The sequence below is a fragment of the Pseudomonas sp. GW823-FHT03E05 genome (assembly GCF_058796855.1).
In genome coordinates, this window is sequence record NZ_JBXAJB010000002.1 from 421,574 (window position 1) to 433,471 (window position 11,898).

Genomic DNA, 11,898 nt, shown 5'->3' on the forward strand with positions numbered 1-11,898 from the left:
CAAGCCCGCTCCTGCGAGGAGGGGTATTTCGGGCGCGTAGGCGGTGCTGGTCGATCATCAATCGGCCTGGATGGCAAATAGCAATAATTCTCGATATCATTCGCGACCTTGTGCTCACCGCGTCGTCAAGAAGGATATCCATGTCTCGCTCCAAGCCCGACTCTGCGTCGGCGGACTCTGTTCGCGGGTTCTATGCGGACATCCTGCATTTCCTGCGTAAACGCACGGACAACGCCAGCGACGCGGCGGACATGACCCAGGACGTGTTCACCCAATGGCTCGACTACCGTGACCGGGCCCAGGTCGAACAGCCCCGGGCCTTCCTGTTCCAGATGGCACGCAACCTGCTGCGTGATCATTGGCGGCGCCAGCAGGTACGCTCCCGTGCTCATCAGGACGGGCAGCACGAGCAAAGCCTGGACAACGAGCCCCTGGCCGACGAGCAGCACGAGCCCCTGCCCGCGGCCCAGCGCCTGCAACGCCTGGAACAGTTGAAAGAAGTCCTCGCCCAACTCTCGCCGCGCCGCCGCGAAGCCCTTATGCTGCACCGCTTCGAAGGGCTGAGCCAGACGCAGATCGCCGAGCGCATGGGCATTTCCGTGAGCATGGTGGAAAAACACATCGCCTTTGCCCTGCTGCACTGCAAGCAGCACCTACAACGAGAAAACGGCAAGGAGCAGCCTGAATGACCCGCTTTTCCGGCACCCACAACGACCTCGACAGCGAGCAGATCGACGCCGAGGCCGCCAGCTGGTTCGCCCGCAACCGCAACGACCCGGACCGCGCCACGCGCAAGGCCTTCGATGCCTGGGTCAGCGAGCCGGCCCACGCCCGGGCCTATGCCGAGTTCGAAGAACTGTGGGTCGATCTTGCGCAATTGCAGCAACTGAGCCGGCCCATTCCCCTGCCCCGGCGCAAGCCCGCCCCCTGGCGCCCGGCCCTGGCGGCGGCCGCGGCGGTGCTCTGTGCGGTGCTGGCAGTCAACCTGGGCACGCCCCAGGGGCCCTACATCCAGCAGGTGGCGGCCCAGGAAAAGGGCGCCCGCGCCTTCAAGCTGCCCGATGGCAGCACCCTGTACGTCAACGCCAACACCCAGGTGAAAGTGGATTTCAGCGCCCAGCAGCGTGATATCTACCTGCAACAGGGCCAGTTGTACCTGGAAGTGGCCGCCGACAAGGAGCGCCCGCTGTGGGTGCACAGCGGCGCGGCCAAAGTGCGGGTGGTGGGCACCGCCTTCGACGTGCGTCGTGGCCAGCGCCAGCTGGTGGTCAGCGTCGCCCACGGCCAGGTGGCCTTCAGCCCGGACGGTAAGCCCGGGGAGTTGACCCTGCTCGGCGCCCGCCAGCAAGCCACCTATGACCTGCACAAAGGCACCCTGCGCCAGCAGACCCTGGACAGCGATGAGGTCGCGGACTGGCGCAGCGGGCACCTGGCCTTTCGCAACCGCGACCTGGCCAGCCTGGTGGATGAGTTGAACCTGTATCGGCGCCAGCCGGTGCAACTGGCCGAGGGTTCGCTGGGGGCCTACAAGGTCTCGGGCAACCTCGATGTCAACGACCCCGACGCCCTGATCAAGGCACTGCCCGTGCTGATTCCGGTAAAAGCCGTCCCCCTGGCCGACGGCCAGCTGAGGCTCGAGGCTCGTTGATCCACTCATATGAGAATATTTTGCATTCGCATATGAGGTTTTTTTTCACTGCCGCGTCTTCCTCCCGTCTGCGATCTGTACGCAGCGCTTTTTTGGCCTTTAAGCCGCTCTGGGGGAAGTCATGTTTCGCGCGCTCTTGCCTGTTCCGTTAGTCCGTACCCGCCCTACCCTGCTCGCCGCCTGCCTGGCATTCAGCCTGCAGGCCTACGCCGGGCCGCTGCATTTCCAGTTGCCGGCGCAGCCTCTGGCCGCGTCCCTGAGCCAGATCGCCCAGCAGGCGAAGATCCAGCTGCTGTTCGATGAGCAACTGCTGCGCAACGCCAAGGCGCCGGCCCTGCAGGGTGACTACAGCCCGGAAGAGGCGATTCGCACCTTGCTGCAGGACGGTCGGTTCAACCTGGTGAAGGTCGACAACACCTACATCGTGCGCCCTGCCGACACCAACCTGAGCAGTGGTTCGGCCCTGCAACTGGGGGCCATGAGCGTGATCGGCAACGGCACCGAGGTGGATTCCTCGAGTGTCGGCCGCTCGACCCTGAACCAGGCGGAAATCGATCGCCACCAGGCCACCAACGTGGTCAGCCTGATCGACACCCTGCCCGGCGTGAGCCTGGGCGGCTCGCTCAAACCCGGCGGCCAGACCATCAACATCTGGGGCCTGGGGGATGCCGAAGACGTGCCGATGAGCGTTGATGGCGCCACCAAGAGCGGCTTCGAACGCTACCAGCAGGGTTCGGTGTTCATCGAGCCGGAGCTGATCAAGCGCATCGAAGTGGAAAAAGGCCCGCACTCCCCCGAGACCGGCAACGGTGGTTTCGGCGGCACCGTGCACATGGAGACCAAGGACGCCCCGGACCTGCTGCAGGAAGGTCGCAACGCCGGCGCCATGGTCAAGTACGGCTACAGCAGCAACAGCCATGAACAGGCCTACACCGGCGCGGTGTACGGCCGTACCGATGATCACCGCTTCGATGCCCTGGCCTACTGGACCAAGCGCGACGGCGACGACATGAAGATCGCCAGCGCCCAGCCCGACCCGCGCAACGCCTACCCGATCAACCCCAAGCGCCTGCCCAATACCGCCCAGGACATGGAAGGCGAGCTGTTCAAGCTGAACATGCAACTGACCGACGAACATCGCCTGGGCTTCAGCTACATGCGCTCCAACAGCGACATCTGGGCGCCCTTCTCGGCCAAGAGCTACCCGACGCCACCGAGCCAGAGCGACATCAACAAGTACGGTTATGACGGCGCCACCCGCCGCTTCCTGGCCCAGCGCAATACCATCGACACCACCTGGATCGCCAAGTACCAGTACACCCCCGTGGACAATCCATGGATCGACTTCGAGGCCAAGTACTCCGATTCCACCACCGACCAGACCGACGAACGCGGGCCGAACGCCTTCTTCCAGCCGGCCTCCGGTGGCCGCAAGATCACCGTGGGCTATGACGACAAGATCCTGGCCCTGAAAAACACCAGCCGCTTCAGCACCGGCCCGCTGGAACACGCGCTGACCAATGGCATCCAGATCCGCAAGCACACTCGCGAAGTGGACATGTGGATGCCGGGCAAGACCTATGAAGTGCCCAAGTACAACTACGGCCACTACCAGCCTGGCTTCATGCCCCACGGCAAGGTCGACAACAATGCCTTCTACATCCAGGACGCCATCACCCTGGGGAATTTCACCCTGACCCCGTCCCTGCGCTACGACCATGTGCGCAACCGCGGCGAGAAGAACGACGCACCGTTCTACAACAGCCCCGACCCGGTGGCGGGCCACGATTACGGCGACAAGACCTACACCGGCTGGTCGCCTCGGCTGTCGGCGTTCTGGACAGTGACCCCGCAATTCGCCCTGTTCGCCGACTACAGCAAGACCTGGCGCGCGCCGGTGATCGACGAGCAGTACGAGGTCCAGTCGGCCGCCTCCACCCGTTCCGCCACCAGCCGCGACCTCGACCCGGAACGCATCACCGCGTTGCGCGCCGGTAACATCACCAGCTTCTCCGACGTGTTCACCCAGGCCGACCGCGTCCAGGTGCGTACCACGCTGTTCCACAACACCATCAAAGACGAAATCATGAAGAACCTCGGGATCGGCTGCCCCGAGCAACTCACCAGCGGCAAGAGCATCAGCCAGGTGTGCAACCAGCCGACCATCGGGGTCTATCGCAACATCGGCGACCTGACCATCAAGGGCTTCGAGGTGGAAAGCTTCTACGACTCGACCTACCTGTTCGGCTCCCTGTCCTACTCATGGATCACCGGCAAGCATGAAGGCGCCTACACCAACCCCTGGGGGCCGAACGTCTGGGCCCGGGACATCCCGCCACGCAAGTGGGTGGCCAGCCTGGGGGTGAAGATTCCTCAATGGGATGCGCAAGTGGGCTGGCAGGGCCAGTGGGTGCGCCAGACCGACCGGGTGCCCAGCGACATCTATGCCGGCGGTCCGGGCAGCGCCCTGGGCGACTCCTATTGGGACCAGTACAAGAACGACCGCTACAACGTGCACGGCCTGTTCGCCAACTGGAAACCCCAGCAGCCTTACCTCAAGGGCACCGAAGTCAACTTCACCCTGGACAACATGTTCAACCGTGACTATCGCCCACCACTGAGCGGCGATAACGCATCCAGCCTGGGGCGCAACGCCAAGATCAGCGTGACCCGCTTCTTCTGACGGCAACTGGCTGCGGTGCATCGGACGCACCGCAACAGGCCAGCCGTTGGCCATCACGGATGTATTGCAAACCGTTAGCCAAGCCCTGCCGCCCGCACCTGCCGGGCTAAGATCGACTCCCCTCTGAACACCGCTGAAATGCCTTTGGGCGCTTTCAGTCAACTTCCCATTGATTCCGTACGACACTTGTCGTACAAACGAGAAGACGTCATGGACAGAGGCTTCAGGAAGGTCAGGCGGGACCTGATCAATGCATTACAAAGCGGCCACTATCTGCATGCCGCGCGTGGCTCGATCGAGGTCAAGAACCTGCTGGCCACCGGCGAGATCTCGACCAGTCAACTGATCCAGGTCGTAGGCGCCTGCAAGGGCCAGGACCACAGTTGCAGCGCCCACCACAGCGTCCCGGGCATCGCGGTCCACGTGCTGAAAAAGGCCGGCTGGTACATCAAGTTCTACTTTATCGAGCCAGATGCGTGGTTCATCAGCGTTCACCGATGAGGGCAACCCATGAAACTCTTTCTGCAAGGCGACCGGGGCAAGGCGCTCTGCGAGCATTGCCAACAGGTCGTCGGCATTACCTACCTGCGGCGCGACGTCCCTTTCAGCGACGGCCATGGCCTGGCCCGGGACATCCTGGTGGGGGTTTGCGACCTCTGCGCCACGGTGGTGGCCATCCCGCCCCAGTCCACTCCGGCGATCAAAGAAGCACGCAAGCAGTCATTGACCTCCATCGAGGCGCGGCTGCCGGCGGTCTACCTCGATGTACTGGATGCGGCGATGCACTGCGTGGTCCCGGATGCCGGAGTGCAGATGCGCAAACTGTTCCTCGGCTACTACTTCAGCGCCCCCGCGGCGTCTTCCCTGGAGCAAGTGCACAGCGGCTTCGTCGCGTACCTGGCCGAGCAGGCCGAGGCCCGCCAGTTGCCTGCCGTGCAGGTCATGAAACGCCTGTCGCTGAAGGTCAACCACTATGTGGCCGAGGATCTTGCGCGCCTGCTGCAAGCCACCCGGATGACCCAGACCGAGCTGCTGAAATCGCTGATCGCGCAGATGCGCCTGGATGTGCTCGAAGGCGGCAACCCCGCGGTGATCGCCGACCTGCGCCAGCTGGCGCGCCTGGGGCTTTGACCTTCAGCCTTTGCCCCGGCCCGCGACCCGCCCCGCCCGCAGGAAATCCCCCCAGCGCCGCACCAGGTAGTTGTGCTCGTCCATCACCGAGTTCCACACGGCGATATGCCCCATGCGCTGCTGGTAGGAACCGCCATCGCGGGTCTCGCCGATATCGATCAGCGGTTCGCCGTCGCTGCCCGGCAACTCTTCCCGGGCCGGTTTGCCGGCGTACCAGTAATCCCACTCGGCGCTGCTCAGGTGATCGCGGGTACGCGCCGGGTTGCCGATGTAGTAGCCCTGACGTGCCATCACCGCACCGGGCCAGCCCGACAGCCACCAGTTGAGGTAGGCATAGGCTGCATCCAGCACCGCGCCCTTGGCGTGGCGCGACAACGACAGCCCGCCGAACCAGGCGCGGTAGCCTTCCTTCGGCACTGCCAGGCGGTATTTGACCCCCGCCCGGTGCAGGCGCATCAGCGTCGGCGACCACAGGCTCTGGATATCGATGCGCGGGCTGAGCATCAGTTGCGCGGCCTCTTCATCGTCCGACCAGAACGCCGCGAAGTGCCCTTCACGCTGCTTGCGCACCAGGATCCCTGCCAGCCGGTCGATCTCTTCGATGCTCAGGTTGCCGATGTCCTTGAAGGATTCCAGGCCACAGCCCTGCACCGCCAGGGCGGCGTCCAGGGCACCGATCGCCGCATCGCTCTGCAAGGCAATGCGCCCGCTCCAGGCCGGCTCCAGCAGCCAGCCCCAGCTTTCGTTGGCGCTGGAAAAACCCGCCGGCAGGCGCTCCGGGCGGTAGGCGAAACTGTCGGCGTTGTGGGTCAGCGGCAGCATGCTGATGCGCTCGCTGGCCGTGCTGCCCAGGCTACCGTCGTGCTGCACATAGAGCCGTTCGCTGGGCACGCTGCCACTGCCCAGGCGATCGTCCGGCGACAGGCGCCCGCGCTTGGGCAGGTCGTTGATCTCGTGCCACAGGGCAATGCGCCGGGTATCGATGGGCTGGATCGCCTGGGCCGGCCAGACAAAATCGACGTTGTGAAACCACTGGTCATAGAGGTCGTAGCTGTCCGGCTGCATCACCGCGATGCGCTGGGCCTGCTCCACATCGTGTACCTGATACACCAGGCGGATGCCCAGGTCCTGCTCGGCGCGCGCCCGCAGGGATTCGAGCAGGGTCACCGAGGTGCCCAGCACCCGCAGGGTGACTGGTTGCGTCGCCGCCATCAGGCACCCTCCCCGGCGGCCGGGGCGAAACTGCGGGCGAACACCTCGAAGGAGCGACGCAGTTGTTCGGGCTCCAGCCCGCGCAGGATAAACACCAGCCGCGAGCGATGGTCGGCACTGGGCCAACGGGGCAGATGCACGGGTGCGTGCAGGCAATGCTGCACGCCATGGATGACGATGGGGGCCTGGTTGGCGTTGATGTTGAGCAATCCTTTCACCCGCAGAATTCGTTCGCCGTGGCATCTTAGCAGCATCGACAACCAGACCCCGAAGCCCACCCAATCCAGGGCTTGCTCGAACTCCAGGCTGCACACTTGCGCCGCGCCATGCTGTGGCGCAGCCGCTTTGAGTGGCCCCTGCAACTGCCAGCGCGCCACTTCCCACTCTGCCGTCGCGCCGCGCAGCCCCTCCCCCAGCAACAGCTGATCGCCACTCTGGATCGCCTGGGTCAGCAACAGGGGCGCCCCGGGATTGAGCTGCTGCAAATGCTCGCGCAACGCTGCCTGGGTTGCGTCGTCGACACAATCGGCCTTGCTCAGCAGCAAGCGATCCGCGGCCGCCACCTGGGCCAGCCACTCCGGGTGCAGGCGCTCCTGCAACGCCGCGTGGCTGGCATCCACCAGGGTCACCAGCAGGCCGATGTGCACCCGCCCGCGCAATTGCGGATCGTTGTTCACCGTGGCCAGGATCGGCGCCGGGTCGGCCAGCCCGGTGGTTTCCAGCAGCACCCGGCGAAAGGCCGGAACCTCGCCCCGGCTACGCCGCGCCAGGAGCGCCAGCAGCGCCTCTTTCAGTTCGCCGCGAACCGAACAGCAGACACAGCCGCTGGGCAGCAGCACCGTGTCCGGCGCCACCTCCTGCACCAGCAAATGATCGATGCCGATATCGCCGAACTCGTTGATCAGCAGCGCCGTGTCCCCCAGTCTCTGGTCCTGCAACAGGCGGTTGAGCAAGGTGGTCTTGCCACTGCCGAGAAACCCGGTGATGACGTTCAGGGGCAGGCTCATGGCTGTTGCTCCAGGTGCTTGAGAATCACAGGGTCGAGAGGATCGAGGGGCCGGCCGAGCATGGATTCGGCCAGGCTCCACAGCTGCTCCAGGCCGCTGGCCAGTTCCTGGCGGCCGGTCGCCCCCAGCAGCAGATAGGCCGAGCCCTGGAAGTCTTCGACCTTGAGCCGCAACGGCACCAGTACCCGGTTGATCGCGGCGATTCTGCGCAAGCGTTCGCGACGCCGGGGCAGTTCATCCCCCAGCGGGTCGCTCCAGTGCACGTCTTCGCCCAGCAGCCCGCATAACCCGCACATGCTCAGCCCTCCTTCATGGCATGACATCCCCGGAGTTCGGGCCCAGGGTCTGGCCGACGAACAGATTGCCCCCCGGCTCGCTGGCCAGCAGCACCGCGGTGGGCGCCACTTCATCGGCCAGGCCGAAGCGCCCCAGGGGCAGCTCGGCGGCCTTGGCGGTTTTCCAGGCGCTGCTGATGCCAGACACCAGCGGCGTCTCGATCGGCCCCGGGGCGATGGCGTTGACCAGCACATTGTCCATGGCCACTTCCAGGGCCAGGGACTTGGTGAAGCCGATGACGCCGGCCTTGGCCGCGGCGTAGTGGGTCAGCTCGGCGCCGCCCTTGATTCCCAGCTGCGAGGCGACGTTGATGATCCGCCCCCAACGCTGCGCCAGCATATGGGGCAAGGCCCGCTGGCTGGCGACGAAGACGCTGGTGAGATCGACCCGCAGCATGTCGTTCCACATCTCGATGGACAGATCGACGCAGCGCGCCTGGGTCAGCATGCCGGCGTTGTTCACCAGGATATCGATACCGCCGAAATGCTCGACACAGGCATCGACTCCGGCCTGGGCCCCTTCGACGCTGCCGACATCGGCCACGCATTCGACGACTTCAGCGCCCAACTCGCGGCAGGCTTGGGCGCTCTCGGCCAGGCGCGCGGGGTCGCGGTCAGCCAGCAGCAGGCGTGCTCCCGCCACCGCGTAGGCCCGGGCGATAGCGGCGCCGATACCGCTGCCGGCGCCGGTGATCACGGCGCGGCGGTTGTACAGGTGTTGCATGGGACTTTCTCCTTCAAGGGTGTGCGGTTCGCTGGCCAGCCAGCTCCTACGGAGGCGGTGAGCCGCCTGCACGAGCCGGCTGGCTGGCGAAGGGGTTCAATCCGGCCAGCGCACCGTCAGGCCGCCATCGATGACGATGCTCTGCCCGGTGAGGTAGCTGGACTCCTCGCTGGTGAGAAAGCGCACCAGGGACGCCACTTCATCGGCCCGCCCGACCCGGCCCAGGGGGATGGCGCGGGCCGCCTTGGCCAGGCCTTCCGGGCCCAGGGAGTTCTGGCTGTCCAGCGACTGCGGGGTCTCGATCAACCCCGGGATCACCGCGTTGCAGCGAATGCCCCTGGCCGCCAGTTCCACCGCCAGCGAGCGGCACAACCCCGGCACCCCGGCCTTGGCCGCTGCATAGTGAGCGTGCTCCTGCCAGCCGTAGACGCCACCGGCAATCGACGAAATCGCCACCAGGGCACCGCCCTCACCCATGTGTTTGACCGCCGCGCGGAAGGTGCGCATGACCCCGGTCAGGTCCACATCGAGCATGGCGTTCCAGGCCGCGTCGGTCATGTCCAGCAAGGGTGCGCGGCGCAGCAGGCCGGCATTGGCCACGGCGTAATCGAGGCGGCCAAAGTGCGCCACGGCCTGCTCGGCCAGGGCGTCCACCGAGGCGCTGTCGGTCACGTCCAGGGGCAGCATCAGGCAGTGCCCGCCCGCCTCGGCCACGCGGTCGCGGGTGGCTTGCGGGTCATGGGGGTCGGCGGGGAAATACCCGCCCACCACCGCCACACCGGCCCGTGCATAGGCCACGGCCAGGGCCTGGCCGATGCCGCTGGCGGCACCGGTGATCACGGCGACTTTTTGAGTCATGGATAACTTTCCTTATTGAACGGATTCAGGACGCACATGGCGCGCGGCGAACATCAGCGCACCGGAGAGGAAACAAGGCAGCGCGCCGAAATACAGCGCCGAGGTCTGCCAGTCGCCACCGGCGGACAGCACCTGGGTGGCGCCGAAACCCGCCACCACCGCGCCGATCGGCCCCATGGCGTGGATGATCGCGCCGCCGGTGGCGCGGATGCTGGTAGGGAAGCTTTCGCTGATGAAGAACAGCGCCGCCGAGTACGGGCCGATCAGGAAGAACAGGCCCAGGCTGTAGAGACCCACCACCATCGGCATGTTGCTCGGGCCGTAGAGCATGCCGGCGAACGACAGGCCGCCGAGCATCCAGCCCAGGCCGATGACATTGCGCCGGCCGATCTTGTCGCCCATCCAGCCGTGGCTCAGGTAGCCGCAGTAGCCCACCAGGTTGGAGAGCACCAGGATGATCAGCGAGTTCTCGAAGGAGATGTGGTGCACGCTGACGATCACCGACGTGCCGAGCACGCTGAACACCTGGATCGCCGCCCAGTTGAGCAGGATCGCCGCGCCGATCACCAGGGTCGCGCGCCGCGCCGGGCCACGAAAGGCCGCAGCCAGGCCGGCCTTGCTGTGCTCGTCATAGTCCACGCCATAGGTCAGCGCCACCGCCTGGGCCTCGCTCACCGAACCACTTTTGCGCAGCTGGCTGATGCGCTGGTGGATCTGGAACTGCGGGCTCTCCTTGAGCTTGCGCGCCATCACCGCAATGACGATGGCCGGGATCGCGGCGAAGATGAAGCAGCCTTGCCAGCCGATGATCGGCAGCAGCACCGCGGTCAACCCGGCGGCGATCAGCGCCCCCACCGGCCAGCCACCCTGCACCAGGCTGTAGATGAAGCCCCGGCGCTTGGCCAGTTGCGGGTCGTCGGATGCCGCGTACAACTCGCTGAGGTAGGTGGCGTTCACCGTTTCCTCGGCATAGCCCAGGCCGCCCAGGGAGCGGATCAGGATCAGCGGCGACTTGCCCCAGGCGCCGCCGATGGCGGTCAGCGCCGAGCAGATGGCCGAGCCGCTGACGGTGAAAATGATGCCCATGCGCCGGCCCAGCTTGTCCACCAGCGGCCCGATGGCCAGGGCCACCACCGCGGTGCCCACCGCCACCCAGGTGGCGATCTCGGCCTGCTCGACCTCGCCCCAGCCGAAGTGCCGGCCGATCTCCGGCAGCAGGGTGCCAAACAGAATGAAGTCGTACACCGCAAACACCCAGGCGAAGAAGGCGATCCAGGTGGCGAAGCGCACTTGGGCCGGGGTCAACTGCTGGGGTTTCCAGCCAGTCAGGTCGAGCTTGTTATAGATAGACATCAGTCACGCCTCGATGAAGTGGCCGGGGTCAGCGGTTGCGCGGGTGGCGGCGGATAAAGTCGTCGGCGATCTCGTCGAAGGTGACGAAGCGCACGCCGGCATGGCTCTGGATGTGTTCGATCAGGCGTTCGAGCATCAACAGCACTTGCGGGCGGCCGGAGACGTCGGGGTGGATGGTCATGGTGAACACCGCGTGCTCATGCTCGCGGTAGACCCAGTCGAACTGGTCGCGCCACATTTCCTCCAGATGCCGCGGGTTGACGAAACCGTGGCTGTTGGGCGCCTTCTTGATGAACATCATCGGCGGCAGGTCGTCCAGGTACCAGTTGGCCGGGATCTCCACCAGGTCGGTTTCCTGGCCCCGCACCAAAGGTTTCATCCAGGTGTCGGGGTGCTGGCTGTAGTCGATCTTGGTCCAGCTGTCGCCGACCCGCACGTAGTAGGGATGGAAGTCGTTGTGCATCAGGCTGTGGTCGTACTTGATGCCCTTTTTCAGCAGCAGCTCATTGGTCACCTTGCTGAATTCCCACCAGGGCGCAACGTAGCCGGTGGGGCGCTTGCCGGTGACCCGGGTGATCAGCTCGATGGATTTGTCGAGGACGATCTCTTCCTGTTCCGGGGTCATGGCGATGGGGTTTTCGTGGCTGTAGCCGTGCACGCCGATCTCGTGGCCGGCCTCGGCAACCGCCTTCATCTGCTCGGGAAAGGTCTCCATGGAGTGGCCGGGAATGAACCAGGTGGTGCGCAGGCCATAACGCTCGAACAGCTTGAGCAGGCGCGGCGCGCCGACCTCGCCGGCGAACAGACCGCGGGAGATGTCGTCCGGCGAATCCTCGCCGCCGTAGGAACCGAGCCAGCCGGCCACCGCGTCCACATCGACACCAAATGCACAGAGAATTTCTTTAGCCATGAGCGGCCTCCAGTGATTGCTTGTGGTTGAAAAAAAT

12 protein-coding genes are annotated in these 11,898 nt (G+C 65.3%); 5 read left to right on the top strand and 7 right to left on the bottom strand.

Annotation, left to right across the window (positions count from 1 at the left end):
* The first annotated feature begins 140 nt into the window (after nucleotides 1–140).
* The 5 genes from AC1RCO_RS09630 to AC1RCO_RS09650 all read left to right on the top strand — a co-directional run bounded on the left by AC1RCO_RS09630 (nucleotide 141) and on the right by AC1RCO_RS09650 (nucleotide 5,462).
* Nucleotides 141–689 (top strand): RNA polymerase sigma factor, encoded by a 549-nt coding sequence (locus tag AC1RCO_RS09630; protein ID WP_103407372.1) that lies wholly within the window; start codon nucleotides 141–143, stop codon nucleotides 687–689.
* Nucleotides 686–1,648 carry a FecR family protein gene (locus AC1RCO_RS09635; protein ID WP_011059714.1) on the top strand — a complete coding sequence of 321 codons (963 nt, stop codon included), beginning with the start codon at nucleotides 686–688 and terminating at the stop codon, nucleotides 1,646–1,648. Before AC1RCO_RS09630 ends, AC1RCO_RS09635 begins: the two co-directional genes overlap by 4 nt.
* Before the next feature lie 121 nt (nucleotides 1,649–1,769).
* The gene (locus tag AC1RCO_RS09640; protein ID WP_492617660.1) at nucleotides 1,770–4,331 is read left to right on the top strand and encodes a TonB-dependent receptor; all 2,562 of its coding nucleotides are present in this window, start codon (nucleotides 1,770–1,772) and stop codon (nucleotides 4,329–4,331) included.
* 210 nt (nucleotides 4,332–4,541) lie between these two features.
* Entirely contained in the window at nucleotides 4,542–4,832 is a 291-nt protein-coding gene (locus AC1RCO_RS09645; protein WP_239692734.1) for a hypothetical protein, read from the top strand.
* Between the two features lie 9 nt (nucleotides 4,833–4,841).
* Nucleotides 4,842–5,462 carry a hypothetical protein gene (locus tag AC1RCO_RS09650; protein WP_492617661.1) on the top strand — a complete coding sequence of 207 codons (621 nt, stop codon included), beginning with the start codon at nucleotides 4,842–4,844 and terminating at the stop codon, nucleotides 5,460–5,462.
* Nucleotides 5,463–5,465: 3 nt separating this feature from the next.
* Here AC1RCO_RS09650 and AC1RCO_RS09655 read toward each other — a convergent pair whose 3' ends face one another.
* The 7 genes from AC1RCO_RS09655 to AC1RCO_RS09685 all read right to left on the bottom strand — a co-directional run bounded on the left by AC1RCO_RS09655 (nucleotide 5,466) and on the right by AC1RCO_RS09685 (nucleotide 11,861).
* Nucleotides 5,466–6,674: an ABC transporter substrate-binding protein gene (locus AC1RCO_RS09655; protein WP_065364432.1), complete on the bottom strand. Its 1,209-nt coding sequence runs from the start codon at nucleotides 6,672–6,674 to the stop codon at nucleotides 5,466–5,468.
* On the bottom strand, nucleotides 6,674–7,681 hold the full coding sequence (locus tag AC1RCO_RS09660; protein ID WP_207239859.1) for a CobW family GTP-binding protein: 1,008 nt from the start codon (nucleotides 7,679–7,681) through the stop codon (nucleotides 6,674–6,676). Before AC1RCO_RS09660 ends, AC1RCO_RS09655 begins: the two co-directional genes overlap by 1 nt.
* A complete protein-coding gene (locus AC1RCO_RS09665; protein WP_011059708.1) occupies nucleotides 7,678–7,977 on the bottom strand; it encodes a hypothetical protein in 300 nt (99 codons plus the stop codon). The genes AC1RCO_RS09660 and AC1RCO_RS09665 overlap by 4 nt, the downstream gene beginning before the upstream one ends.
* 13 nt (nucleotides 7,978–7,990) lie before the next feature.
* Complete coding sequence (locus tag AC1RCO_RS09670) at nucleotides 7,991–8,740, bottom strand: SDR family NAD(P)-dependent oxidoreductase (RefSeq protein WP_207239858.1); 750 nt, start codon at nucleotides 8,738–8,740, stop codon at nucleotides 7,991–7,993.
* Between the two features lie 96 nt (nucleotides 8,741–8,836).
* The gene (locus AC1RCO_RS09675) at nucleotides 8,837–9,598 is read right to left on the bottom strand and encodes an SDR family NAD(P)-dependent oxidoreductase (protein WP_011059706.1); all 762 of its coding nucleotides are present in this window, start codon (nucleotides 9,596–9,598) and stop codon (nucleotides 8,837–8,839) included.
* Between the two features lie 12 nt (nucleotides 9,599–9,610).
* A complete protein-coding gene (locus AC1RCO_RS09680; RefSeq protein WP_011059705.1) occupies nucleotides 9,611–10,951 on the bottom strand; it encodes an MFS transporter in 1,341 nt (446 codons plus the stop codon).
* 28 nt (nucleotides 10,952–10,979) lie between these two features.
* On the bottom strand, nucleotides 10,980–11,861 hold the full coding sequence (locus tag AC1RCO_RS09685) for a polysaccharide deacetylase family protein (RefSeq protein WP_011059704.1): 882 nt from the start codon (nucleotides 11,859–11,861) through the stop codon (nucleotides 10,980–10,982).
* Nucleotides 11,862–11,898: the final 37 nt, after the last annotated feature.